General features: G+C 43.5%; 24 protein-coding genes. 9 read left to right on the top strand and 15 right to left on the bottom strand.

What is annotated here, in order from left to right; genetic code table 11:
- Positions 1-20: 20 nt before the first annotated feature.
- The gene (locus ABQ275_RS03820) at positions 21-1,331 is read left to right on the top strand and encodes a RagB/SusD family nutrient uptake outer membrane protein (RefSeq protein WP_349316945.1); all 1,311 of its coding nucleotides are present in this window, start codon (positions 21-23) and stop codon (positions 1,329-1,331) included.
- Positions 1,332-1,446: 115 nt separating this feature from the next.
- Here the strand turns inward: ABQ275_RS03820 and ABQ275_RS03815 are convergent, their stop codons facing one another.
- Positions 1,447-2,628, bottom strand: a complete 1,182-nt coding sequence (locus tag ABQ275_RS03815) for a proline dehydrogenase family protein (protein WP_349316944.1) — start codon at positions 2,626-2,628, stop codon at positions 1,447-1,449.
- 183 nt (positions 2,629-2,811) lie between these two features.
- Between ABQ275_RS03815 and ABQ275_RS03810 the strand changes: the two genes are divergently transcribed.
- The gene (locus tag ABQ275_RS03810; RefSeq protein WP_349316943.1) at positions 2,812-3,612 is read left to right on the top strand and encodes a FecR domain-containing protein; all 801 of its coding nucleotides are present in this window, start codon (positions 2,812-2,814) and stop codon (positions 3,610-3,612) included.
- A gap of 42 nt (positions 3,613-3,654) precedes the next feature.
- On the top strand, positions 3,655-4,500 hold the full coding sequence (locus ABQ275_RS03805; RefSeq protein ID WP_349316942.1) for a dienelactone hydrolase family protein: 846 nt from the start codon (positions 3,655-3,657) through the stop codon (positions 4,498-4,500).
- Between the two features lie 86 nt (positions 4,501-4,586).
- Here ABQ275_RS03805 and ABQ275_RS03800 read toward each other — a convergent pair whose 3' ends face one another.
- The 6 genes from ABQ275_RS03800 to ABQ275_RS03775 all read right to left on the bottom strand — a co-directional run bounded on the left by ABQ275_RS03800 (position 4,587) and on the right by ABQ275_RS03775 (position 10,802).
- On the bottom strand, positions 4,587-5,612 hold the full coding sequence (locus ABQ275_RS03800; protein ID WP_349316941.1) for a sugar phosphate isomerase/epimerase family protein: 1,026 nt from the start codon (positions 5,610-5,612) through the stop codon (positions 4,587-4,589).
- Positions 5,613-5,766: 154 nt separating this feature from the next.
- Complete coding sequence (locus tag ABQ275_RS03795; RefSeq protein WP_349316940.1) at positions 5,767-6,639, bottom strand: alpha/beta hydrolase; 873 nt, start codon at positions 6,637-6,639, stop codon at positions 5,767-5,769.
- A 37-nt stretch (positions 6,640-6,676) separates the two neighbouring features.
- Positions 6,677-7,267 carry a TetR/AcrR family transcriptional regulator gene (locus ABQ275_RS03790; protein WP_349316939.1) on the bottom strand — a complete coding sequence of 197 codons (591 nt, stop codon included), beginning with the start codon at positions 7,265-7,267 and terminating at the stop codon, positions 6,677-6,679.
- A 66-nt stretch (positions 7,268-7,333) separates the two neighbouring features.
- Positions 7,334-8,038, bottom strand: coding sequence for a LytTR family DNA-binding domain-containing protein (locus ABQ275_RS03785; RefSeq protein ID WP_349316938.1), 705 nt, complete (start codon positions 8,036-8,038; stop codon positions 7,334-7,336).
- 33 nt (positions 8,039-8,071) lie between these two features.
- Positions 8,072-9,289, bottom strand: coding sequence for a DUF4407 domain-containing protein (locus ABQ275_RS03780; RefSeq protein ID WP_349316937.1), 1,218 nt, complete (start codon positions 9,287-9,289; stop codon positions 8,072-8,074).
- A 1-nt stretch (position 9,290) separates the two neighbouring features.
- Positions 9,291-10,802, bottom strand: coding sequence for a histidine kinase (locus ABQ275_RS03775; protein ID WP_349316936.1), 1,512 nt, complete (start codon positions 10,800-10,802; stop codon positions 9,291-9,293).
- 173 nt (positions 10,803-10,975) lie between these two features.
- Here ABQ275_RS03775 and ABQ275_RS03770 point away from each other — a divergent pair, with 173 nt between their 5' ends.
- Complete coding sequence (locus ABQ275_RS03770) at positions 10,976-11,383, top strand: Dabb family protein (protein ID WP_349316935.1); 408 nt, start codon at positions 10,976-10,978, stop codon at positions 11,381-11,383.
- 9 nt (positions 11,384-11,392) lie between these two features.
- The gene (locus tag ABQ275_RS03765; protein ID WP_349316934.1) at positions 11,393-11,887 is read left to right on the top strand and encodes a DinB family protein; all 495 of its coding nucleotides are present in this window, start codon (positions 11,393-11,395) and stop codon (positions 11,885-11,887) included.
- 30 nt (positions 11,888-11,917) lie between these two features.
- On the opposite strand, the gene ABQ275_RS03760 is transcribed toward ABQ275_RS03765, so the two are convergent.
- Positions 11,918-13,387: a sialate O-acetylesterase gene (locus tag ABQ275_RS03760; protein ID WP_349316933.1), complete on the bottom strand. Its 1,470-nt coding sequence runs from the start codon at positions 13,385-13,387 to the stop codon at positions 11,918-11,920.
- Between the two features lie 194 nt (positions 13,388-13,581).
- Between ABQ275_RS03760 and ABQ275_RS03755 the strand changes: the two genes are divergently transcribed.
- Positions 13,582-15,513, top strand: coding sequence for a gamma-glutamyltransferase (locus ABQ275_RS03755; protein ID WP_349316932.1), 1,932 nt, complete (start codon positions 13,582-13,584; stop codon positions 15,511-15,513).
- 46 nt (positions 15,514-15,559) lie between these two features.
- On the opposite strand, the gene ABQ275_RS03750 is transcribed toward ABQ275_RS03755, so the two are convergent.
- The 5 genes from ABQ275_RS03750 to ABQ275_RS03730 all read right to left on the bottom strand — a co-directional run bounded on the left by ABQ275_RS03750 (position 15,560) and on the right by ABQ275_RS03730 (position 19,119).
- Positions 15,560-16,252, bottom strand: coding sequence for a hypothetical protein (locus tag ABQ275_RS03750; RefSeq protein WP_349316931.1), 693 nt, complete (start codon positions 16,250-16,252; stop codon positions 15,560-15,562).
- Positions 16,253-16,716: 464 nt separating this feature from the next.
- On the bottom strand, positions 16,717-17,475 hold the full coding sequence (locus ABQ275_RS03745; RefSeq protein ID WP_349316930.1) for a methyltransferase domain-containing protein: 759 nt from the start codon (positions 17,473-17,475) through the stop codon (positions 16,717-16,719).
- Positions 17,463-18,203, bottom strand: a complete 741-nt coding sequence (locus ABQ275_RS03740; RefSeq protein WP_349316929.1) for a DUF2071 domain-containing protein — start codon at positions 18,201-18,203, stop codon at positions 17,463-17,465. The genes ABQ275_RS03745 and ABQ275_RS03740 overlap by 13 nt, the downstream gene beginning before the upstream one ends.
- A 1-nt stretch (position 18,204) precedes the next feature.
- Entirely contained in the window at positions 18,205-18,594 is a 390-nt protein-coding gene (locus tag ABQ275_RS03735) for a DoxX-like family protein (protein WP_349316928.1), read from the bottom strand.
- Between the two features lie 117 nt (positions 18,595-18,711).
- Positions 18,712-19,119, bottom strand: a complete 408-nt coding sequence (locus tag ABQ275_RS03730; protein WP_349316927.1) for a helix-turn-helix domain-containing protein — start codon at positions 19,117-19,119, stop codon at positions 18,712-18,714.
- 105 nt (positions 19,120-19,224) lie between these two features.
- On the opposite strand from ABQ275_RS03730, the gene ABQ275_RS03725 reads away from it, so the two are divergent.
- A complete protein-coding gene (locus ABQ275_RS03725) occupies positions 19,225-19,605 on the top strand; it encodes a nuclear transport factor 2 family protein (protein ID WP_349316926.1) in 381 nt (126 codons plus the stop codon).
- Positions 19,606-19,614: 9 nt separating this feature from the next.
- On the opposite strand, the gene ABQ275_RS03720 is transcribed toward ABQ275_RS03725, so the two are convergent.
- Positions 19,615-21,237, bottom strand: coding sequence for a serine hydrolase (locus ABQ275_RS03720; protein WP_349316925.1), 1,623 nt, complete (start codon positions 21,235-21,237; stop codon positions 19,615-19,617).
- Between the two features lie 517 nt (positions 21,238-21,754).
- On the opposite strand from ABQ275_RS03720, the gene ABQ275_RS03715 reads away from it, so the two are divergent.
- The gene (locus ABQ275_RS03715) at positions 21,755-22,513 is read left to right on the top strand and encodes an AraC family transcriptional regulator (RefSeq protein WP_349316924.1); all 759 of its coding nucleotides are present in this window, start codon (positions 21,755-21,757) and stop codon (positions 22,511-22,513) included.
- Between the two features lie 159 nt (positions 22,514-22,672).
- Entirely contained in the window at positions 22,673-23,818 is a 1,146-nt protein-coding gene (locus ABQ275_RS03710; protein ID WP_349316923.1) for an NAD(P)/FAD-dependent oxidoreductase, read from the top strand.
- A gap of 84 nt (positions 23,819-23,902) precedes the next feature.
- Here ABQ275_RS03710 and ABQ275_RS03705 read toward each other — a convergent pair whose 3' ends face one another.
- Positions 23,903-24,643 (bottom strand): hypothetical protein, encoded by a 741-nt coding sequence (locus ABQ275_RS03705; RefSeq protein WP_349316922.1) that lies wholly within the window; start codon positions 24,641-24,643, stop codon positions 23,903-23,905.
- Between the last annotated feature and the right edge of the window lie 13 nt (positions 24,644-24,656).

The following is a 24,656-nucleotide window of genomic DNA, read 5'->3' as shown; positions in this document are numbered from 1 at the left end:
ATCTATCAAAACTGTAACGTATGAAAAAGTTTATTGTATATATATTAGGAATTCTGACAGCGGTCAGCGCCTGTCAGAAAGGGGAGATTAACAGTTTGAATACGCCGGTGGTGGGTGGCATTATCACCGACCCAACCCGGAGCGATCTGTTCAACCTCGTTACCGGTGCTGAATCGGGGATGCGTAATAACGTGGGCACCTATCTGGACGGAACCGGTGTGATAGGCAGGGAGATCTACCGCTTGTCCGGCTCGGAGCCACGATGGACAACCGATATCCTCGGCGGCGGTACCAAACTGCTGGACAATAACACCTTTTACATCACCAATCCCTGGGCTTCCAGGTACCAGGTAATGCGGCAGTGTTTTATCCTGCTGGATGCCATTAAAACCACCCGCAACGAAGTAGCAACGGATGCACAAAAGAAAGCATTCACCGGCTTCGCCAAAACGCTGATCGGGTATCAGCTGTTGCTGAACATCAACATGACAGATTCCAACGGCGCCAGGATCCCGGTATCCGACAATAAAAATCTCGGACCTGTGATCACAGACCCGGGTGTAGTACTGGATTCTGTTTTAAAATTCCTCGAAGACGGCAAAACAGACCTCACCGGATCTGAAGTGATCTTTCCCTTGTCTGATGGTTTTGCAGGTTTTAAAACAGCAGAGGGACTGCTCAGGTTTAACCGCGCTATTGCAGCAAGGGTTTATCTCTACAGAAAAAACTGGACCGCTGCACTAACGGCACTCAATGAATCTTTCTTTAATCTCAACGGGGATTTTAACATCGGTGTTTATCATTCCTTTTCTACCAATGGCGGCGACCTTCCTAATCCGTTGTTCCTGCCGCCCAATTCTACCGGTGAAGTAAGGGTGGCGCAACCTTCCTTCGCGGCCGATATAACACCCGGTGATAACCGCATCACAAAAACCGCCATACGCACGGCAACAGCCAGCGGCAGCGGTTTAAGCAGTAACCGGGATGTGGTGATCTGGACATCATTAAATTCACCTATCACTATTATCCGCAACGAAGAACTGATCCTGATCTATGCAGAAGCAAAGATCCAGTCCAACGCTTTCCCCGATGCGATCGTCGCTTTAAACCGTATCCGTATAGGGCATAACCTGCCGCCATATGCAGGCGCTGCTACACAAGCCGCACTGATTACAGAAATGCTGAGACAAAGACGTTATTCCTTGTATATGGAAGGTCACCGCTGGATAGATGTGCGTAGATATCATCTGCTGAATACATTGCCTATAGACCGGGCAGGTGATGATATATGGGCGAGGTTTCCGTTGCCGCAGAGCGAGAGCAACATATAAATTGATTTTCGGATTTTTTGATTTTTTGATTTTGAGATTTGAAATGCAGCGAAGACTATAATATACCTGCAATCTTCACTGCATTTCAAATCTCAAAATCAAAAAATCAAAAAATTTAATTGAGGGCTCTTCTCCTCAACTCCTTTCTTATCAGCGCCAGTTCTCTTCCCATTTGGCCGGCGATGGAAGTGTTTTCCTGCGCCCGGCGGATGAGGTAGGGCACCACATCTTTTACAGGACCGTAAGGGAGGTATTTGGTCACACTATAGCCGGCATGTGCCAGGTTAAAGGTGATGTTATCGCTCATGCCCAGCAGTTGTGAAAAGCTCACATGTGGGTGGTTGTGCGGAATATTTTTATCATCCATGGTACGGGCAGCCAGCATACAACTATCTTCGTTGTGTGTACCGATAAATACAGCCAGTTCCTCTACATGATCCAGGCAGAATTTCACGGCCTCATTGTAATCTTTATCAGTAGCGGCTTTGCTGGGTTGTATAGGTGTAGGATAATTATTTTCGGCAGCGCGTTTATTTTCCTTTTCCATGTAAGCACCCCTTACCAGTTTGGCACCCAGCAGGTATCCGCCTTTAACGGCCTTCTCCAGTGATACCTGTAAAAATCGGTAACGGTCGTGGCAATACAGCTGGAAAGTATTATAAACAATTACTTTCTCTTTGTTAAATAATGACATCATCTCCTCCGCGAGGTCATCAACCGGTTGTTGAATCCAGGTTTCTTCCGCGTCTACCAGCAAGCCTACATTGTACTGTGCTGCTGCTTCCGCAATCGCAAATATACGGGCGTGTACACGCTTGTATTCCTGTTGTTCCTGGCTGGATAATGTTGCAGCACTATGTATTTTTTCCAGCAATTCAAACCTGGCAAAACCGGTAATTTTAATAGCGATAAACGGAATATCCGGTCTGCTGGCAGCATATTCAATAGCACGGATAAATTCAGGTACCGCTTTATCATAACTGTCTTCCCCTTCCATCGCTTCCACACCGTAGTCCAGTGCTACACCTACATGGTAGTTGCCCAGCTGTAAAGCCGTATGCGCTGCTTCTTCCAGGTTTTCGCCTCCGCAGAATTGTGAGAAGATGGTATTTTTGATAATGCCTTTAATGGGCAACCTCAGTTTGAATGCCAGGGGAGTAAAGATAGCACCCATTTTCACCAGCCATGGTTTTCCGATATTACTAAAGAGAAAATTGGCTTTTTTCAATGCGCTGTCGGTCTTTGCCTCGAATGCAATAGCCGTATTATCAAAAGATAAAGTTAGCTGCTTTTCCATGGGCCGCAAAGTTAGGGTGCGTCTTCCTTTTAAACAAAAATCATTATAGTATCAGCCTATATATTTAACCAGCTAAACAGATATTGTCTATTGCTTCACAGAAATTGTTATAGCGCAAAGATTGGCTCCTCTTTATTTTAGTTACTTTTAGGTTTATTCTCTTAAATACAAAATTACCGGAATATGCAATTTAAATCTGATACTATCAGAAAATATCGCGGCTTGCTGTATGCTTTACTTTTGCTGGTTTCCGGCGCTCTTGTGCTGTTAACCTGGAAATCCAGAGAGCCACAGGCAGCTGATACCACAATATTGCAGACACCGGGTGTAAAATACATCTCTCATCAGGGTGAAACAGGCCACCGCACCGTGGTTACACTGCCAGACAGCTCTGTTGTCATCCTCAACTCCGCTTCTGTATTACAGGTGCCGGAAACCTACGGTAAAGGCCAGCGAAACGTGATACTGGACGGCGATGCCTTTTTCCAGGTAACACCCGGTACAGACACTTTCACGGTTACTTCCGATAAACTGACAGCAACCGTACTGGGCACGTCCTTTAAGATGCGTTCTTTTTCCAGTCAACAGGGTGCTACCGTTTACCTGTTGACAGGCAAGATCCGGGTTGCCAAATCATACCACTCTCCTACTGATAATCAACCTGAAATACTGGAACGCGGACAGATGGTACTTGCCAATAATGAAATAGACCTGATGGAGAAAGAAACCTATCATCCGGAAGAACTGGAAGCCTGGGTATCTGATACCCTTACCATCAGGGAAGCTAACCCAATGGTGCTGTCCCGTACACTGGAAGAATGGTTTGGTGTGGAAATAGAAATGAAGGGAGATGCCTCAAAAGCCCCTGTAATAACAATGGCCGCGTTTTACCATGCTACCCTGGAAGATGTGTTGAATAATCTTGGCCAACAGCAAGGCTTTACCTACAAGATCCGGAAGAATAAGGTGATACTTACTTATTAATCCTGGTCAATTTCGTAACTTATCCTAGTAAATACTACTCATATGAAAAAGCTATCTTTTCTTTTCCTCTCCCTGGGCATAGCCATGGGGGCTACGGCACAAACAGCGCCCTGTTGTCATACCGATGCGGTGACTGAGTTTGCCGGATTGGCCAGCCGGGAAGATTTCCGCATGGCACATAAAGATCCGCTGCCTTATGTATACCAGGGCACTGCGGGCGAAAGCATCACTTTTAATACAACAGATGGCAACCCTGCACACGGGTTCCTATTCAAAGCCAAAAAAACAACAGATAAATACCTGTTTGTATACCAGGAATGGTATGGCCTGAATGACTACATCAAAAAAGAATCTGAAAAGTTTTACAATGACCTGGGTGGAGAAGTGAATGTGCTGGCGCTGGATATGTACGATCAGAAAGTAGCTACCAACAGGGAAGATGCAGGCAAACTTATGCAGGGCGCTTCCCGGGAAAGGCTCACTGCTATTATGAAAGGTGCGCTGACCTATGCCGGTACATCTGCTAAAATAGCTACTGTAGGCTGGTGCTTTGGTGGTGGGTTGTCATTACAATCCGGCCTGCTCAACGGTGCGCAGAATATAGGAGATATCATGTATTACGGTATGCCGGAGAAAGATGTGGAAAAACTGAAAACATTGAATGCCCCGGTACTGGGCTTTTTCGCCAACAAAGACAAAGGCATTACACCACAGGTGGTAGACGAATTCGAGAAAAACATGAAAGCAGCTGGTAAAACGTTAACGGTTAAACGTTATGACGCGGATCACGGCTTTGCGAACCCCAGCAATCCTATTTACAATAGTGAAGCAACAAAAGATGCTTATACACATGCAGTGGCATTTCTGAAAAAGCAGTTTGGATTATAAGAGAGATGAAAATATAATACCGGAGATAGTATAGAGAAAGCCGTTTGGAATAATTCCAAACGGCTTTCTCTATACTGTTTTATGTACTATACTTCAGCACCCATTTTCAGCAGCAGTTCTTTTGTTTTCCTTACACCTTCTTCTTCGGAGAGTACTTCACCTTCGTATTCAACACCAATGTACCCGGTAAATCCGGCAGCTTTCACTATCTGCAATACTCTTTTATAGTCGATGGTCGTTTCATTTCCGGCAGCATCAAAATCAAATGATTTGGCACTTACCCCTTTGGCAAAAGGCATCAGTTCCTGTACACCTTCATAACGATCATATTCTTCCAGGCAGGTAGTTTTAGCCCACGCTTCCGGCGTATTGTTTTCCGGTTTGGATCTTTTAATACAGAAATTACCCAGATCCGGTAAAGTACCGCAGTTAGGCATATTCACATTTTTCATGATGCCGCTCAGCCATTTACCATTGGATGAATTACCGCCATGGTTTTCCACGATAACGTTGATATCATGTTCCTTTCCGAAAGAAGCCAGTTTAGCGAGTGATTCCGCAGCTGCTTTAGCTACATCTTCGGGCTTGCCCTCTCCTGCTGCATTTACACGGATAGCATGACATCCCAGGTATTTGGCTGCTTCCACCCATTTGTAGTGGTTTTCTACTGCCTGCAATCTTTTCTTCACATCCTGATCTCCCATTTCACCTTCGCCATCACACATGATCAGTACACTGCGTACGCCATTGTCGTCAGCGCGTTTTTTCATGTCAGCGAGGTAAGACTGGTCCTTCGCTTTGTCTTTAAAAAACTGGTTAACATATTCCACACCGGAGATACCGAATTCATTTTTTGCGCGGGCAGCAAAATCGAGGTGATTCATTTTACCGGCAAACAATGCTTTGTGGAAAGACCATTCCGCCAGGGAAATCTTAAAGAAAAGGTCTTTGGTAAGTTTTGATCCCGCATCAGGAGCGGCGGAACTGTCCTTTTCACTATCGGTGGACTTACCTTCATTACAGGCAGCCAGCACAGAAGGCAGGATACCAAGGCCCATAGTGTATAATCCCATTTGCCGCAGGAAATTACGACGATCATTTGCTTTACTCATATAACGTGGGTTTTAGATTTTATATGGCTAAAAATATTGTTTTCAGCGGGGTAAAGCAAGTTTATTGCCAGAAACTTTACAGGTGGTAAAAAAAAGATGTCGAATAACTGTTTTAATGACAGTTATTATTTTGCAGATTTTTTAGAGAGATGTATCAGCCTCCGTTCAGGAATTGCAGGATACCCCCGATCACCGGGGCCTGACGCATGATACGGAAATGCCCTTCACCGGTAATCCGGAGTGATTGGATGGCCGGGTACTGTTGCAGGAAGCCGTCTATTTCATGTACATCTACCAGTTCATCGGCCGTATCATACGCGATAAAAATTTCGTTGGCTTTGATCTGGTCTATGTACCGGTGCAGGTCCAGTTCCCCAAGATCTTCCTTCAGTTTGTGCCGGATCAGTTGCAACAGGGGCGGCATTACTACCGGATGAATATTGAACAGGCGGAATGTTTCCTGAAAAAATACGGGGGCGCTCAGTGAGGCACTCAACATAATCAGCCGGGGCACCTGTACTTCTTTACGCGCCAGTGTAAGGGCTGCATTCAATCCGCCCAGTGAATGGCCTATAATGGCATCCAGTGGGCCCTCCTGCCGGATCACCTGTTCCAGTACATGCATCCATTGTACCAGGTTGGTACGTTGACCACCGGATAGCCCATGCGCGGGTGCATCATAGGAGATCACTTCATAGCCGCTGCTTACCAGGCTATGGATCAATTGTTTAAAATGAAACGGGCTACCACCCCATCCATGCAGCAGCAGTATTTTTTTCCCGGAAGTACCCCAGCGATAAAGGGTAATGGGCAACGGTGTATTATCAAATGCATAACTGCTCACAGTGGTTTGACTGATGCTGGCGCTGTCCCGCAGCTGCGTGTGTGTGGAGCGTAGTTTGCGTGCTGGCGGTGTACAATACAAACGGTAAAAAAGCCTGGCGGTAAGGACCGGAAAGGGCTTGCTGATCCCCGATAGCAGGAATGCAGTCATTCTCAGTGATAATGGTAAAACCTGGTGTTGCATAATTTAGACCGATTGGTTTATTTTATGACATAAAAAATCACTTGGTGTGACGTTTGATTTCTTTTCTTAAAAAGTCCAGTACAACCAGCATTTGTTTATTGTTATTCATCATGCCGGTAATGAGGATAGCGCCTTCGAGCATGGCAAACATGAGGATGGCGAATTGCTTCTCATCCCAGTCTTTTCTGAACTCGCCCGTGTCTTTACCAAACTGTACAAGTTGTTCAATACGGGATTCGAAGTAGCGGATCAGGTCACTTACTTTCTTTTTTAGTCCGGGGTTGGTATCATCCGCCTCGGCGCCGAAGTTGATCATAGGGCATCCGCCTGCCACTTGCCGGCCGTCAGGATAACGGGCATAGTACGTAAAAAGTGCTTCAAATTTTCCGATGGCGGTGGCTTCGCCGGCTGTTATCGCTTTCAGGCGTCGTTTTTCCTGATCGGCGATATAGTCAAATACCTCCATCACCATTTCTTCCTTGGAGGAGAAATTGCCATAAAGGCCGCCCTTGGCTAGTTTGGTGGCTTCCAGGATATCACTGATGGCCGTACCGGCTATTCCCTTACGGTTAAAAATAGGCGCCGCCGTTTCAATGATAAACTGCCTCGTTCTTTCCGCTTTTCCCATAGGGAAATAAAATTAAACCAATCGGTCCAAATTATAAAAAATATTTTTTAAGGGGGAGATAAATACCTACTTATTCAGTATTTTTTCGATGGCCGGGCCATAAGCAGCACCAATAGGAATGGGAATGTTTTTAATATAGAGCGCATTCCTGTCTGCCCGTTCAATTTTATTATTAGCAACAATATAAGAACGGTGTACACGGGTAAAAAGCAATGCAGGCAACAGGTCCACCGCCTCCTGCATAGACAGCCGCGAGATCAGCCTGCGGTCTTTCAGAACAAAATTCACATAATTCCCGGCGCTTTCCAGGTACAGGATATCTTCCAGTATAATCTTATACTGTTCGTATCCGCTCTTTAAAAAAATATAGGGTGGTATGTCTTTCGCGGGAGTTGGTACACCTTGTTGTTTCAACTGCCAGAGGCTATGCGCCTTGTTGCAGGCTTTAATGAAACGAATAAGGGAAAAAGGTTTCAGCAGATAATCGATGGCATCCAGCTCAAAGCTTTTCACGGCATGCTCGGAATAGGCTGTCGTAAAAATAGTCATGGGTGGTTGCGGCAGGCTGCTTAAAAAGTCCAGCCCCGAAATATCCGGCATTTTGATATCGAGGAAAAGCAGGTCTACTTTTTCTTTACTCAGAAAATCCATGGCTTCGAAGGCATTGGTAAAAAAGCCTTTGATATCGAGAAAAGGCACCATTGCCGCATGATTTTTTATAACAGCCAGGGCGACGGGTTCATCGTCAATGGCAATTGCAGTAAGCTTCATATCGCAACATTTTCCGGTGAGCAAGATAGGGATTTACAAAATTTTACCCAGTAACAATTTTTTGGCCTGCTGCCACAAGTGGCTGTACTGCCTCGTTTCGCGGCGCTGCCATTCCTTCACCAGTTCATCTGCTTCCTGGCGGCGTAGATCATGGGTGGAGGCAAAGAGATGATCAACCGTCGCTTTATCAGCCGCCAATGCAGCAGTCTGATAATGTTCCAGCAATTCTTTTCCTGCGGCCACCTGCAGCTTTGCAGCAGCTATACCCTGTGCAGTAGCACTGGCCAGCTTTTCATCATATTCCCCTCTCGGCATCAGCACCTTGCTGAGTAACGGCATAATTTCAATGAGGGTGATAATAAAGATGATAAGCCGGTAACGTTGCTGTAAAGGTGGATGATCTTTGATAAGATCATGCAGGGCCTCTATCTGTGCGAGAAAACCATCTGTCAGTGTACGCACATAAACCGTTTCCTTCACACTATCTACACTGTGCATATTGGCCATTTGCGCCTGGAGTTGCTGCTGTTGCGGCTCCCAGGCTTTTTGCATGGCCTGTAGCTCGTCATCAGATTTCAGATAAGCAGATTTTTTAACCCGCGCGATGTCCGACTCTCCTATCCTGCCTGACCCGCCGGTACCATCTGTTTCCCTGATATATCCATCTTTATAAAACTTCAGTTCCGCTTCCTTTTGCTGCAGTTGCAGGCGCCCCCTTTCAAGCGCCTGCTGCAGTGTGTTACGCTGACCGGTGTTCAATTCCATCAGTTGTTCCCGGAAAGCATCTATTTTAGTTTGTTTATTAACCTCCAGCTGGGCAATAATATCTTTCTTAAACAGCATTAATACCACCGGCTGCGAAATAAAAAGACCAATAGTAACGGCCAACAATAAACGAAAAGCCACCGGCATAAATCGGGTGTTACCATTACCCCGTGACATTGCCGCAATCAGGGTACGGTCTATCGATAAAATTGCAAAACCGAAGAACAGCGCCAGTCCCAATACCGCCAGGTCATCCGCTACAATGGTAGAAAAAAAATAACCCCATGCCAGCGTGGCAAACATCCAGGTAACGAATACGGATAAACCGATAATACGATACCGCTCTCTCTCCGTCCGGCATTCTTTCAACACATCTGCATCCGCAGCAGCCAGCCACCACAGGAAGCGCGTCATGCCATCAGGCTCCTGCTCCCCGCGATCTTTTATTTCGCCATTCTCTATGCGTAATGCGTCCTCTTTCTTCATCTTACCTGCTTACATCAATCGTTAAGTGAACAAAAAATTCCGTGGCAGTATGACGGATGCTCAGTTCATGCCTGTCAGGATACAACAAGGCAAGCCTTTCTTTCACGTTATTAAGACCAATGCCCATGCTATCGCGCTCCGGATCATTTTCCGGCCGCTGGTGCACACTGTTGTATACATCAAAAAAGATCTGATCACTATTACAACTCAACGATATTACGATCCTGGAACGATGCCGCAAGCTGATACCATGTTTGAATGCGTTTTCCACAAAAGGGATCAGGAGCATGGGCGCAATATCATGTTCACAATGACTTTCATCAATATTTACTTCTATCAGAATATCGGGAGAAGAGAGTACGCGCAAACGTTGTAAGTCGATATAATTTTGCAGGTACGCCACCTCTTTGTCCAGCGGTATTTTTTCGAGATGATTATCATGCAGCATAAAGCGCATCATGTCACCCAGTTTCTGAATGCCTTCGCTGGTACGGGAGGCATCTTCCTGTAAAGCAGTACCATACAGCGTATTCAGGGCATTAAATAAAAAGTGGGGATTGATCTGTGCCCGTAAAACATCCAGGTTAGCAGCAGAATGACCCAACGCCTTTTGCAGGTTGACCACAGTAGCATCCTGTTTTTGCCTGGATTTAAATAACCACCAGCCGACCGGTAAAACGCCCAGTACACAGCATACAGTGCCCAGCGACATCACTGCTGCTACCCACTCTCCATGACGACGCATCAGTGCGCCCAAAATAATGCCCATCAGGATATTCACCGCTGCAATGGTGAGTACAATATCACGTGTAAATATTTTTTTGTTATGATGCACATTCGTATAGTCAGGAAATACTTTATAAAACAGGATAAAAGCCACTGCTATCAAGGTTGGGCCGAAGAAAAGCACCACCCAGAAAAAATCCCACGAATCATTGAAGGCCAGGCATAATAACAACAACAGGATACCTGCCGACACCATCAATTCACGCCCCATTCTCCGGTAATAGGCATTACTTGTCATATACTTGTGCAGGTAATCGAAATAGGCATTTTTCAGGATACAATATACCACGTACACCACCGCATAAAATATGGTACTGATAAAAGCAGATTTGGCAAAATGCATATGCGCGCCTCTAACGGTTTTGTATACACCCAGCAGGTAACCATTATAATAGGAATTAGCCACCATGATGCCGATAAAGAACATCAGCATCGTTGTGAACAGGAGCGTCATTCCCGGCCACCAGCGTTTTTGTTCCAGGAATTTTGGTACAATGATAAAATTCACCGCCAGGAAAGTAACATATACCAGAATGATACGGGCCATGGAAGGCAATAAATAATGGATGTAATAATCAAATACCTGGTGGTATTGACTGAATTTATGTCCGTATCTGGACTGTAATTCGAACACATTATTTACGATGCTCGGATAGAGGAGCGAAAACATCAGTAAAAGGAAGATTCCTGTTACTACGCCAAATTCCATTTTCCTGAATTGATCCATAAGAGGGAAATATTTACAGCAATATTAACAATTGCACCTATACGGGGAGCCAAAATGGGATGAAAATGGTAGAATCCGGGCTGAATTGAATGTAAATGGTATTAAGCCAGCTGATCTTTTCAGAAAATAAATCAATCATCTTTACTACTTTCATCTCTTCAATCTATATAATCATGAAAACATCCAACAGGAGAAAATTTCTGGGTACTGCTGCTGCCCTCTGCGCCGGCACTGCCGCTGCAGCCATGCCAATGGTCAATCGCGACAGAAAGTATCCTTTAGTACATCATGTATTTTTCTGGCTTAAAAATCCGGATTCTATCGAAGACCGCAATAAACTTGTGGCAGGTGTAAAAACATTGTCGAAAATTGAAACCGTACGCGAACTGCGTGTAGGCATAGTGGCGAGTACAGAAAAGCGTGATGTGGTAGACAGCAGCTGGGGCGTATCGGAACTCATTTTCTTTAGTGATCTGGCGGGCCAGGCCACCTATCAGACACATCCTATACACCTGGAATTTATCAAAAACTGTAGTCACCTTTGGGAAAAGGTAATTGTGTATGATGCAATAGATGCTTAAAATAATCTTATGGCAATTGAATACTGGATGAGAGGGCCGGTGGAAAACATCCCGGCCTTACTGCAACCCGTGGCCCATGCCCTGTTGCAGGCGCAGTTTGAAATTAATGAGATAATGACCGCATTCCCCGAATCATTACTGTGGGAAAAACCTGCCGGGGCAGCTTCTCCGGGCTTTCATCTCCAGCATATAAGTGGTGTACAGGATCGATTATTTACCTATGCAAAAGCACAACTGCTACAGCCTGATCAAATGGATGCGCTGACAGCCGAAGGGAAACCCGGGGCCACACTACCTGCATTGCTGGACCGGCTTAACCAGCAGGTGAGCAAATCCCTGGAACAACTGTCTGCTACAGATCCCGCAACGCTCACCGATTTTCGGGGAGTGGGCAGGAAGCAGCTTCCAGCTACTGTGATGGGCCTTCTATTCCATGCAGCGGAGCATACCATGCGGCATACCGGGCAGTTACTGGTAACTGTAAAAGTATTAAAGGGGCAATAAAAAAGGGCCCGTAAACAGGCCCTTTCAAATCTATTTTTTTGGTAAGCTATATTTATTTTTCTCCGTGATAGATGGCCATTCATCTGTACGGAACGGGCCAGCCGGATAACCTTCTTTGTTATAAAGATTTCCGTCTGATGCATTGTTTGCCCAATTGTATCTTACCGCTACCGGAGTGGCTACATCCTTGCTGTATACCTGTACTTTACCGTCTACAAGGGCTGCTTTGGCAAAATAGAAGCGTTTGTCAGCGCCAGCTATTTCAAATCCTTTGAGGTAGCCATATCTATCTTTTGCCATCAGACCGCTGCCTTCCTCTTTAAAAGAAATAACCGCCTTATTACCTGCAACAGCGAATGACTGATATACTGGTCCGCCTGGTACTACCGGTTTCGCATACACGTTTTTCAGTGCATTTACGGCCAGTCGTTTTCCAACGTCCTGTTTATTCCTGGGATGAATATCATATGCTTCACCGATATCGGTGGTTACTGCCATGCCGGTATTGGGCAGGGAGAGGGTGAGTGTTTGCGCCTCTCTCAATTCGGCCCAGGTGCTGCCACCGTTGCTGTCGTTACCCTTGTTATGTTTCTCTGCATCAAAGCTGGCCAGCTGCACAAAATAAAAAGGAAAATCACCTTGCTTCCACTGCTTGCGCCAGTCTTCAATCATGAGCGGGAAAGATTTGCGGTACTGGTAAGCACGCCAGGCATTACTTTCTCCCTGGTACCAGATAGCACCCTTGATCGCAAAAGGTAAGAGCGGGTGGATCATGGAGTTGAACAAAGCACTGGGATATTCATTGGGGCCTTTGATGGAGTCGATACCCAGGGGTTTGCTCATCATCTCACTAAATTCATCGCTGCTTAAAAAGCCTTTGTTGCTGATCCAGGCTTCTACCTGGGTACCACCCCAGGAAGTGTGGATCAAACCGATAGGCACCTGCAGGTTATTATATAATTCCCTGCCGAAGAAATATCCCACGGCAGTGAAATCGCCTACATTTTCCGGTGTGGCCGTTTTCCAGCTGGATGGCTTCATCAGATCAGATAATGGTTCTTTTGCTACCGTCCGTGCAACCGTAAATTCCCTGATCAACGGATAATTGGCTGCTTTGATTTCTTCCGCTGCATTGTTGGCACCTTTTACCTGAAATTCCATGTTAGACTGTCCGGAGCAGATCCATACATCTCCTACCATCACATCCTGCAGTGTGGTATTATTTTTTCCATTAACGGTCAATTCAAAGGGGCCACCGGCAGTTTCTTCTTTCAGTTTCACCATCCACTTACCATCACGGTCTGCTTTAACGGTTTGTTTTTGTTGTTTGAACAGTACAGTGACTTTTTCATTTTTATCTGCCCAACCCCAGACATAAATAGGTTGGTCGCGTTGCAGGACCATACCATTGCCGAATAATTTTGGAAGCGTAACATTGGCTGATAAGCTGTTCACAAGGAACAGTAAGGCTCCCAGAACGAGCCACGTTTTGTTTTTCATGTTTGTAGAAATATTTAAGAGATGTGTTCCTGATGAACGATAACGCGCATAAGTGTTAAATGAACAAACAAAATAAAAAAAAATATCCGCTGGTGCAATACCTATCATGATAGCTTTCCGGCAGACTTTCTTAAATTAGTGTATCGGTTGTATATTCACGTACAACCTTATCTACGCTAAATCTTACTTGCTTTATGAGACGCTTACTTTTCATGTTACTGCTGCTGGCTGTTTACACAGGCATGCATGCGCAACAAACACAGAAACCACCGCTGCATGGCAAAAACTGGATGGCTGTTACCGGCAAACCTTTGGCCGCCACGGCAGGCGCCATGATTTTTCAACGTGGCGGTAATGCGGTGGATGCGGCCTGCGCAATGCTGGCAGCCACCTGCACCATGTGGGATGTGCTAAGCTGGGGCGGTGAAACGCAGGCGCTCATTTATAATCCAAAAACCGGTAAAGTCATTGCCATTAACGCACTGGGCGTAGCTCCTACCGGCGCAACACCGGCCTTCTTCAAAAACAAGGGCTACGATTTTCCGCCGGAATACGGCCCACTGGCAGCAGTAACACCCGGTACACCCGGTGGTATTTGTTATATGTTGTCCGAATATGGTACCCTTAGCCTGAAAGAAGTACTGGCGCCAGCCATGGAAATGGCAGCAGGCTACCCGATGGAAGCCCAGACCGCCAACAGCCTGGAACGCAATAAAGCATACCTGAAACAGTGGCCTTACAGCAAAGCCATTTTCCTGACGCATCCCGGCGAAAAAAGAGAAGCACCGGAAGCAGGAGAAATCTTTGTACAAAAAGACCTGCTGGCCACCCTCACCAAAATGGTGGAAGCCGAGCAGGAGGCACTGAAAAAACATAAAAGCAGAAAAGAAGCCATCATGGCAGCTTACAACCGCTTCTACAAAGGAGATATTGCCAAAGAATTTGTACGTGGCTGCCAGGAACAGGGTGGTCTTATTACCCTGGAAGATCTCGCCAACTGGAAGCCGGTGGAAGAAGAACCGTTACATGTTAATTACCGGGGAATAGAAGTGTATAAACTCCAGGAATGGACACAAGGACCTGCGTTGTTACAAAGTCTCAACATCCTGGAAAATTTCAACCTGAAAGAAATGGGATATAATTCTACCAGCTATATCCATACGTTATATCAAACGATGAACCTCGCATTTGCCGATCGTGATTTTTATTACGGCGACCCAAAGTTCAACAACGACCGCGCGATCAAAGGATTACTCAACAAGGAATATGCAAAAGCAAGGGCACAACAGATCAACACCGCGCATAATGACGTTGATGCAGGTCCCGGTGACCCATATCCTTATATGGGAAAAACAAATCCCTATCTGCATTTCCTGGAAGAACGCAGCTCACTCACAGATACCACCAGCGGCCGCAAGCCCGGCGGTTTTGTACCAAAACATGATGCCACCACTTTTTCACCACCCATCAATAACGGTCATATGTATGCAGCCAATACTACCGACAGCGCCTATATGGACCGTCTCTGGCGCGGTACTACCAGCGTGGAAGCGGCAGACAAAGATGGTTGGGTGGTATCCATCACCCCCAGCGGTGGCTGGATACCGGCTTGCATTGCCGGTAAAACAGGGGTGGGTATGAGTCAGCGCCTGCAGAGCTTTGTGCTGGATTCTGCCATTTCTCCGTTTAATGTGATCGCTCCGGGCAAGCGTCCACGGGTAACATTAACACCTTCCATGGCGCTGAAAGATGGCAAACCGTTTCTCTCCTTCGCTGTGCAGGGAGGCGATACGCAGGATCAGAACCTGTTACAGTTTTTTCTGAATGTAGTGGAATTCGGTATGACCGTACAACAGGCTACAGAAGCAGCCAACATCAACTCCAATCAATTATGGCTTTCATTGGGAGGTACGACTATAAAAGATCGTGAACCCCGCCCGGGCAGCATCCTGTTAAACAATAATACGCCTGAAAAAACGCGGATGGCACTGGAGCAGATGGGTTATCACCTTAGTTTCGGTGAGCGCACCAGCGGGCCTGTAAATGCCATTTTCATGGATCGTGTACATGGCAGTTTATGGGGAGGTAGTAGTAATCACGGAGAGGATTATGGAATAGGATGGTAGGGAAAAGACCAGGATCAAATTACTTTGATCCTGGTCTTTAATTTTTTTATTTACTCCATACTTCATGAATCGGGTCGCCTTTAGAACTGAGTCCGCTGTGGTCCCAGTTGTTGCCGGCTACTTTTCCTTTGAAGCTGAGAGAAGCGCCTACTCGGCTGCTGTCGCGGGAAAAGAAATCAATATTTTCTGTGTAAGTACCATTTTCAAAAGTGTAGGTACCTCCTCCGGTGCCAAAGAACTCGCCGGTAGCAGTATTAATGGCTACCCATTGAAACCTTTTGCCGGTAAGGATCTTCACCGTTTTTCTTGCACCTGGTTTAATAGGATTCATTTTTCCATCCATTTCCCTGGCCGAAATCCGCCAGTTACCGGCTAATGGACCCTTTCCTTCATCTATCCTTGTCCACTCCGTTTTTTCTCCATTATTGGTGGTTGTGAGACGCCCCTTTTCCATGGCCACCTGTGTGGTGGACTGCTGGCCAACCTGTGATTTTTCTTCCGTATTAAATTCTATCAAAATATCTACCTGTCCTTCTCCGGCAGGTTTCCAGGTACCTCCCAAAGTGGCGATGAAGTTCTTTTCATGATAAGCAGTGATGCTAAAATAGGCAGGGGTGATCAGCAGCACGCTGTTAACCTCTCCGGAAGTCGATTTCCAGGCGCCCACAAGGGGGTCCTGGGCTTTCAGCCCCAGGGAAAAGGAGCAGATAAAAGCTATCAGTAACGCAAATGTTTTCATAGTAAGCTGTTTAGATGTATAAGTTATCAATTTACTGGTGTAAAAGCAAATCGGGATAAGCAAAGTAATCTCATAGCACAAGTTCTCAGATCAGGTATGCTGCAAAAAATATAACGCTTAAATATACCCAAAGCAGCGAAGACAAAATATGTACAGACGTTTCCAGCACCTTGCCTTTCCAAAGCTTTGAAGAATAGCCAAAAAATTGGACAAACAACCTGATTAACCAGAAAACGCCCAGTCCCAACGCTATTTTCTTTCCAAGGCCGGTAGCTATTAATTCACTGGAGGAGGTTAAGCATAAAATACCAATTAAAAAGACCACAAATGCAATGAAAAAAGTATGGATATACATCAACTGCCGGTTAATCAAACTCAATGAGTCCAGTTCTTCGGACCACTTGAAATACTTTGGAAAAATTGCATGTACAAAAGATAAGATAATTAAAAGGACTCCTATAATTTTAAAATGTAGTTCCATTCTTCTCAAGTATAAAGGTTGAAATAAACGGCGTAAGTTTTATCTCCTTTTGAATTTCAAGTTGTGCTGCCTGGAAGGTTTTGAACCAGGTAGATTTTGAATAGAAATGAAAGAATCCAATATTGTATGCTAAAAAATTAGCGGTATCTCTCAGGTGTTCAACAATAAAAATCTGCCCTGTTGGTTTTATCACCCTTTTTAATTCCTTAAAAAATGCTATCCGTTCATATTCATCCCTTATTTCGTGGGCAGACAGCATTACAAATATTTTATCAGCAGCATTATCTGCTATTTGTAAATCCGTTGTTTTTACCTGTAGCGTGCCGGGGAATATGGGATACGCTTTTCTGGCCCTTTTTATTGAAACCTCTGTATGTTTTAAGGGATCATAAAAGTCAAGCGCAACGAGTGCTGTATGCTTAAACCTGTTACTTAGTATAATACTTGTTTCATCGAAACCAGCACTTATATTGATGATCCTGCGTTCCGTTTTCAGTACATTTAACCAATTAAAATTGTAAAGCCCAGATAAGTCATATATGTAGTAGGACACAGCTAAAGAAATGATATTGATACCAAGGATTAAAAAACAGACAATGTATAAATAACCTTTAAAAGGGGCGTCGATACTATTTATCAATAAAAATAGCAGGAACAAAAAGCCCCATGATAGAAGATAAAAATGCCAGTTAAAGCGGACAATATTTGATACTCCCTGAAAGGGTGTCCTCAGTTTTTCCATACCTCAGTTTTTCCTTTTTTCCAATAGTAAGGAACATCTTTAATGATAAAAGCATTTGCCAAAATGGTTCCTTTCAGTTGTAGTGTCTGAAGGAATGAAATGGCATGATCAATTACCCTTACTGGTTTTGGCACCCAGTGCTCTCTGACACCTTCAATAATTAAAACTTCCCTGGTGTTTGAATTATAGGTAAATGTAAATGGCAATGGACCTGCAAATCTTCTGGCTTCTTTCCAGTCAGCAAATGGTGAATTTTCAGGCAATGAAATTTCGCCGTCGTCTTCTTCGATTTTTATTGTAAAATCTGATTGTACTGATTTTATTGCTGTATTACTCCCTTGCCTGGTCAGCGTAATATCAGTGGTTGTATAATTGTAATGGGTGAAAATATTCCCCATAAATGCCATTTTTCTTTTGTCAGTTTCGGATTTAAGAATATATAATCCCCTTAATCTTTTCCCGGCAGTATTGGTATATTTAACAAAAACCCGGTAGCCTGTTAAGAAGAAGTCATTGCCCATAAATTTTGGAAAACCTTTCGGTCTTAATCCTTTCGTCTGAACCATTGCCACTGCAAGGAACGCCCATTTTTCATCAAAGGTGTGTAGTACTAAACATGGCGGAATGAGTGCCTGAAGCTGTTCTTTCGGAACGGCGAAAGTCAGTACGAGTGAACTTTCAAAAAATGCTTCAACTGCAAATGGGTGGGTTTTCAGGAACGAGTTCATGTTAGCTTTGTGAAACGATTCTTTTGTTCAGATAAAATTCGTTGACATAAACCAAGATAATAAACAAAAAAGCAAAAATTGAATTGGCTTTTCCCCAAAGCAACAGATCGGGTACCAGGATAAATTCAAGTGCGTTCATGGTTGCCACGATAATAATTTGTGCAAATGCATTTAAACGGGATTTAATACCGCTCAGTATCCAGACTCCCATTCCTGTTTCTAAAAGCCCTATCATAAGTATCAAAGGTCTGGAATAGCTATCACCCAGTATTCTTGCAACAATTTGTTCGTGGCGGGGGACAAGGTTCAATACTTTACAAAAAAGTCCGTTTATAATCCAAACTGAAGCAATGCAATAGGTTAGTATTTTATGTGTTTTGTTGCTTGTCATTTTCCAAGTTTCTGGCACCCCATACCATTCGGAGGTTTGGGTAGTAATGTAGTATAATATTATGACCAATTTTTATATTATATAGAAATGAAGTTCACACATACCACAAAGCAGCTATCAAGTAACCTGCTTTTTCAGCTTTTCAAAATACTCTTTAATAGCCCCGGCTTTATCCTTCTTTATTTTTTTCCCGAGCTCTTTACGAGGGCAATTGGCATTATATTTTGCGCCCCAATCCATCATTTCAATGATTATGGGCAACAGGTCAATTCCCTTTTTTGTAAGGCTGTAAATAAACTTTGACTTGTTCGTTGGCGACACCCGTTTTGAAAGGATATGCTCAGCCTCAAGAACACTCAACCTGTTAACAAGAATATTTGTAGCAATCTTTTCCTCTGATCCCAGAAATTCGCTGTAAGATAATTTCCCTCTCAGCATAATATCCCGGATAATAAGCAACGACCATTTATCCCCAAAAACATCGAGGGAACAACTGATTGGACAATCTGACCTTACTTTTCCCATACTATTTTTTTTAAAAGTACTTGCAATTTAAAATAACTTTATATCTTAGTACTTGCAAAATGCAATAACAAAGATAATTATTATTATACCCTAAAAATAGAAAAAATGGAAAACTCAACATCAACCAGGCAATTGCTCGAAACTTATTACAGCGGTTTTGCCCAAAAGGAAGGTTGGGAACCAGTCATCTCCGATGACTTTAAATTTATTGGCGGCGACATGACAAAAACAGCTCCTACTGTGGGAAAAGCCGCCTATATCGAAGTCATTAAACGGTTCTCCCGTGTGTTTCAAACCATGCGCGTAAAAGAAATGATTATTGAAGGCGAAAATGCCTGCGTCATTGGAAATTATGACTATAAATTTCCTAATGGTGTAAGCATCAATGGTAATGTAGCCGAGATCTGGAAGGCGAAGAATGGAAAACTGGACTCACTGAGTATATTCTTCGACACCGCTACTTTTGATAAGAATACGCCAAAGTAATCTTCATCCTTATGGTGTAAGTATTCCTATTCTGGTGTTTTCCAGTACACCATTCAGTGTTGGGCGTTTGCCTGCTGACGGCACCATTGCCGTGAGGCTGCCATGGAAATCCAGGGTTACCGTCTGTTTATTGAAATGACAGGTAATTGTTTCCTTGTGCGGGCTTTCAATATACCTGCATACAATTTCCAGGGTAGTGGAGTCTTTCCATACATAACTGGCTGCTACCTTTGCCGGCGGTAACCCCACTGTGTTCCCTTTTGCGATATCTGTGAGTTTGGGAGGTGTTCCGGGCATCTGTGTAGTTCCCTCCACCCATTGTAACAAACCGCAGTCAAACTGGTAGCGTGCGCTATCATCTTTCAAAGTAAACTGGCACCTGTTATTACGGAAAGAGAAAGATACCTGCTGTATGTGTGCATCGTTTGCGGCAATGTTGAATGTTTTACCATTTATTTGCCGGGCAATGGTATGTGGGACATTTTTACCTGCCGGTAAAAGTGCCAGTGCTGCCAGTTGCTGTTTTAATTTATGCGTTTCCGTTATATTCTCCGGTAATGTGTCATTTTTCATGGCAGGTAATAAATATTTCCATACCAGCTCCAGCTCCGCCTGCATATCCGCTGTTTCACAGGTAATAGCGATCACTGCATTCTGGTCGGGCATCACGACAATAAACTGACCGAAGGCGCCATCTGCCCTGAAAGCATTATTGCGGCATCTCCAGAACTGGTAACAATATCCCTGTTCCCAATCCTTTGCTTCTGCAGCCGGAGGAACATTCGGGCCCGCCGGACCTATTTTAAAACCCGTTGCTTCCTTCACCCAGGCCGCTGGTATTATTTGCCGGCCCTGCCAAATTCCCTGCTGAAGATATAACTGGCCAAACTTTGCCATATCCTCTGTTTTCAGGCTCAATCCCCAGCCACCGGTATTAATACCTTCGGGGCTTCTTTCCCAGGTAATTCCCTGTATCCCTAAAGGAGCAAACAACCGCGGTTGCAGATAGTCTATGACCCGCTGACCGGTAACCCGCTGTACGATAGCAGAGAGCATATAAGTTGCCAGAGAATTATAAAGGAATTTGGTGCCAGGTGTATCCAGCACAGGCAAGGCAAAAAATTCTTTTACCCAGTTACGCTTATCAATCACGGTAAACGTAGGATCCGGTCGTTGTCCAACAGACATGGTAAGCAAGTCTTTTACCGTCATCTGTTGCTGAAAGGCACTCAGCGTATCGGGTACATCCTGGGGGAAAAAAGCAGCCACTTTATCGTCCGTTTTAAGCAGCCCTTCCGTTATCGCGAAACCAACCGCTGTGGAGGTAAAACTTTTGCTGGTAGAATACATGGTATGGACCAGATCGGCGCGATAGGGGTTCCACCATCCTTCCGCAATTACTTTACCATGCCGTACCATCATCAGGCTATGAAATTCAATGCCCGATGCCTTTACAGCATCCAGGAAGTGGCTGATACCGGCAGCAGACACGCCTTGTGAGGCGGGTGTACTTCTGGGTAATGTTACCACCCCCTGGGCTAAAAGACTACTACTTATCTTTAAAAAGAAACAAACCGCAACAAGGGTAAAAGTCTTACCAGTCTGTTTCCAATATTTATGATGCTGGATCATGCTATAGCTTTATTGAATACAATTCTATGGAAAATTAAGGTAACCTTATAGTATATATCTGTCTGCTGAATAAAAAAACCGCTCACTTGACAATAAATTTATGCCATTTCTTTAGCGTCTTATGTGATTGCTATTTTTTTAATCCATTTCTACGAATCAATGAAGTATATGTTTAGAAAACAGGTATAGCATAATTCAATCGATTTTAGAAAAGTTGAGATTGAAATTAACAACTGCAGTAAATATTAATAGTCTTCTACTTCAAATTGATTGAGATAAAGTTAGCGTATCCATTCAACAATTTTAGCATTATGATTTATAAAAGAAATACACAACAATGAAAATCGAAATAAAAAAGACTACAAATTATCAATGTGAATACACCATAACAAGCATTGAATTTTGTGGTACTATTAAACTTTAGTACTAAATTTGGGCTGACATTTTTCCAATGTCCATCTGCCCGCCAAGCCCCAAAAGATGGACGCTATGTGACACCAACAAATGGATAGACAAAATGGACAATGACCTGCATTACAAACTCGTAAAACCCGATAAACCGCTTTCGGAATTTGTGGATAGTTTTTGGTTTTTGCACAATCAATCCGCCAGCAATAAAGAAACAACAGGCTTGCCCGACGGACGCATTGATCTATTTCTTTTTCAATCGCCTAATGAACCTTTCCGTATTGTACTTCTTGGCCTGGGTACACAGCAACACGAATCAGCCACCATACTTGCCAATGGTTTGATATTTTCCATTAGTTTTAAATTGCTTGCAGTAGAATATATTTTTCGTGACACTATTTCAGACATCGTAAATAACGGAAAACTTTTGCCCAATGATTTTTGGGGTTTTACGGAAAATGATTTACAGGATTTTGATCTTTTTGTAGAAAAAGCTACGCAAAAAATTAAATCACTTTTGCCGAATGAAATTGATGAACGCAAACGCAAATTGTTTGAATTGATTTATGCAACAAAGGGTGGAATTACAGTAAAAGAACTTTCTGAAAAAGTGTTTTGGAGCAGCCGCCAAATCAATCGTTATTTCAATCAGCAATTTGGTATTTCGCTAAAATCATATTGCAACGTATTAAGGTTCAGGGCTTCATTAGAACATATTGCACAAGGAAAACTTTTTCCGGAAGAAAATTTTGCTGACCAAAATCACTTCATCAAAGAAATAAAGAAATTTTCGGGTGTGGTGCCGAAAGAATTATTTAAGAACAAAAACGACCGATTTATACTATTATCATCGCTTACCTCAACATAATTTTGCGGTATGAATCTTAAAACAAAGTGAACATAACTTTATAGATAATACAAATACTTCTTTCCGCATTCTTTATTATGCCGGATTTTGGGAAAATTAATGGCGCAATAAAAATGTGCCACACTTATCACACTTTATAATATACTTTCAATCATAAAAATGTTAATACAAAATAAACGAATCGCCATTGTTGGCGGGGGAATGGCCGGACTGACCTTAGCCCGGCTGTTACAGATGCAAAATGCTGACGTAAAAGTTTACGAAAGGGATGTCAATCGTGATGTTCGTGTTCAGGGCTCTACTTTGGATCTGCACGAAGGTTCCGGTTTGGAAGCCATGAAACGTGCAGGCTTAATTGATGAATTTTATGCGCATTATCGCCCGATTGCGAGTAAAATGCGTATTGTAGATAAAAGCCTCCAAATAAAATTTGATGAACATAACAGCGGAAAGGCATTTTCAGAGCATCGCCCTGAAATTGACAGAGCGCCTTTGCGCAATATTTTGTTGAACTCACTAAAACCCGATACCGTTGTGTGGGACAGCCATTTCGTTTCTATGGAAAAACAAAACAATGGCTGGCACTTGCATTTCAAAAACGGGACAAGCGCATATGCCGATCTGGTCATTGCCGCTGACGGAGCAAAGTCAAGAGTGCGTCCGTATTTAAGTACCGAAAGCCCTGTTTATTCAGGTATTACTTTGATTGAGGGGAATATTTACCATGCAGAAAATAATGCAGCGAAACTTTTTGAATTTACAAAAGGCGGAAAAGTTATGGCTTTTGGTAATGAACAATTCATAGGGTACGGCACAAAAGGCGATGGCTCGATTATGTTTGTTGCAAGTTTTAAAGGCCCTGAAAATTCGCTTGAGCAAAGTGGTATCGATTTTAAAAATAAAGAACAGGTTTTTGCATGGTTTAAAGTGGCGTATGCAGGTTGGAGTGATGAATGGCATGAATTTTTTACAAATGACGATGTACATTTTATTCCACGGCCCCAATATTATTTTCCATTAAACCAAACCTGGGAAACGCAGGAAAACCTTACGATGATAGGCGATGCGGCCCATTGTATGCCACCATTTGCTGGCGAGGGCGCAAATGTAGCAATGCAAGATGCGTTTGAATTGGCGGAATGTTTAACGAATAATAAATTCAGGGATATTAAAACCGCCATCTCACATTTTGAAAAACAAATGATTATAAGGGGTGCAGCAGCCACGCAGGAGACCTTAGAAAACAGCGAAATAATGCACTCAAAAACCGCGCTGGAACAAATGCTGATATTTTTTAGTCATTGAAAGACGAACAATAAAAACAAGATAAGCAAGTCAGTTACAGGGATGTAATAGCGTCAAAAAACAAAACCTTCTCACAAATGCATATTAAGCTCTTTGCATCACATAGAATACTGTATCAATAAAAAACAGGACATCTTCTTTGGCTATGACATTTTCATCATGCATATCTTCCAACAGCAACCCAAACTCCTCATTATAATAATCTTGCCGTCTAGTATTCCTAAAATCATTAAAAGTCAACAACTCTTTAATATCTTGAAGTTCAGCTTGTCCGCCTTCTATAAATGGCTGTTGTAATATAATACAAAGGCTCTCATTGATTGCTATAAATCCTAATAATGAATAGGCTGTATTGGGGAAAAGTAAGTTGTGAATTACCAGGCTATTAAAATATTCTGCCCAGGTTGCATAGTAGATAGCATCATTTGTTTTAATAACATGTCGCTTATCAGGCGAAAGATAAACCTTCGCTTCTCCACCTTCAGTCAAATACTCACTTCCTGCCGGCAAAGATGATAACCAAAGACCTGCTTTTTCAGCGTGCGACTTTAAGAAAAGAGCCTGCTTTTCTTTGAGAATTGCCCTACTTTCGAATTCTCCTTTAACAGTTGGACCTGTTTCAAAGCTTGTGATAAGGAGATTTCTGATTGCTGTGCAATGATCTTCTTGCCCTTGGAGGCAAGTTCCCCTAACGATATTTTGAAGTTTTTTGCGGATTTCATCAGCGATCATTTCAACAATGATAAGAAAAATACCTAAGAATGGAAAATGTGGTTGAAAATCAATATATAACGGACGATTATGCACATAAAAAAGGCAGCTCATTACGAACTGCCTT

It is taken from the genome of Chitinophaga sp. MM2321 (assembly GCF_964033635.1).
GTDB lineage: Bacteria > Bacteroidota > Bacteroidia > Chitinophagales > Chitinophagaceae > Chitinophaga.
Note: the sequence above shows the minus strand (reverse complement) of the source record. Positions and strands in the feature narration are given on the sequence as shown.

Excerpts from the sequence above, each read along its gene's own strand:
- ABQ275_RS03770 (WP_349316935.1), top strand. The coding sequence starts at position 10,976 with ATGAAAACATCCAACAGGAGAAAATTTCTGGGTACTGCTGCTGCCCTC.
- ABQ275_RS03780 (WP_349316937.1), bottom strand. The coding sequence starts at position 9,289 with ATGAAGAAAGAGGACGCATTACGCATAGAGAATGGCGAAATAAAAGAT.
- ABQ275_RS03740 (WP_349316929.1), bottom strand. The coding sequence starts at position 18,203 with ATGAACTCGTTCCTGAAAACCCACCCATTTGCAGTTGAAGCATTTTTT.
- ABQ275_RS03750 (WP_349316931.1), bottom strand. The coding sequence starts at position 16,252 with ATGAAAACATTTGCGTTACTGATAGCTTTTATCTGCTCCTTTTCCCTG.
- ABQ275_RS03705 (WP_349316922.1), bottom strand. The coding sequence starts at position 24,643 with ATGAGCTGCCTTTTTTATGTGCATAATCGTCCGTTATATATTGATTTT.
- ABQ275_RS03755 (WP_349316932.1), top strand. The coding sequence starts at position 13,582 with ATGAGACGCTTACTTTTCATGTTACTGCTGCTGGCTGTTTACACAGGC.
- ABQ275_RS03785 (WP_349316938.1), bottom strand. The coding sequence starts at position 8,038 with ATGAAGCTTACTGCAATTGCCATTGACGATGAACCCGTCGCCCTGGCT.
- ABQ275_RS03765 (WP_349316934.1), top strand. The coding sequence starts at position 11,393 with ATGGCAATTGAATACTGGATGAGAGGGCCGGTGGAAAACATCCCGGCC.
- ABQ275_RS03745 (WP_349316930.1), bottom strand. The coding sequence starts at position 17,475 with ATGGAAAAACTGAGGACACCCTTTCAGGGAGTATCAAATATTGTCCGC.
- ABQ275_RS03735 (WP_349316928.1), bottom strand. The coding sequence starts at position 18,594 with ATGACAAGCAACAAAACACATAAAATACTAACCTATTGCATTGCTTCA.
- ABQ275_RS03805 (WP_349316942.1), top strand. The coding sequence starts at position 3,655 with ATGAAAAAGCTATCTTTTCTTTTCCTCTCCCTGGGCATAGCCATGGGG.
- ABQ275_RS03710 (WP_349316923.1), top strand. The coding sequence starts at position 22,673 with ATGTTAATACAAAATAAACGAATCGCCATTGTTGGCGGGGGAATGGCC.
- ABQ275_RS03820 (WP_349316945.1), top strand. The coding sequence starts at position 21 with ATGAAAAAGTTTATTGTATATATATTAGGAATTCTGACAGCGGTCAGC.
- ABQ275_RS03790 (WP_349316939.1), bottom strand. The coding sequence starts at position 7,267 with ATGGGAAAAGCGGAAAGAACGAGGCAGTTTATCATTGAAACGGCGGCG.
- ABQ275_RS03730 (WP_349316927.1), bottom strand. The coding sequence starts at position 19,119 with ATGGGAAAAGTAAGGTCAGATTGTCCAATCAGTTGTTCCCTCGATGTT.
- ABQ275_RS03795 (WP_349316940.1), bottom strand. The coding sequence starts at position 6,639 with ATGCAACACCAGGTTTTACCATTATCACTGAGAATGACTGCATTCCTG.
- ABQ275_RS03810 (WP_349316943.1), top strand. The coding sequence starts at position 2,812 with ATGCAATTTAAATCTGATACTATCAGAAAATATCGCGGCTTGCTGTAT.
- ABQ275_RS03815 (WP_349316944.1), bottom strand. The coding sequence starts at position 2,628 with ATGGAAAAGCAGCTAACTTTATCTTTTGATAATACGGCTATTGCATTC.
- ABQ275_RS03775 (WP_349316936.1), bottom strand. The coding sequence starts at position 10,802 with ATGGATCAATTCAGGAAAATGGAATTTGGCGTAGTAACAGGAATCTTC.
- ABQ275_RS03720 (WP_349316925.1), bottom strand. The coding sequence starts at position 21,237 with ATGATCCAGCATCATAAATATTGGAAACAGACTGGTAAGACTTTTACC.
- ABQ275_RS03800 (WP_349316941.1), bottom strand. The coding sequence starts at position 5,612 with ATGAGTAAAGCAAATGATCGTCGTAATTTCCTGCGGCAAATGGGATTA.
- ABQ275_RS03725 (WP_349316926.1), top strand. The coding sequence starts at position 19,225 with ATGGAAAACTCAACATCAACCAGGCAATTGCTCGAAACTTATTACAGC.
- ABQ275_RS03760 (WP_349316933.1), bottom strand. The coding sequence starts at position 13,387 with ATGAAAAACAAAACGTGGCTCGTTCTGGGAGCCTTACTGTTCCTTGTG.
- ABQ275_RS03715 (WP_349316924.1), top strand. The coding sequence starts at position 21,755 with ATGGACAATGACCTGCATTACAAACTCGTAAAACCCGATAAACCGCTT.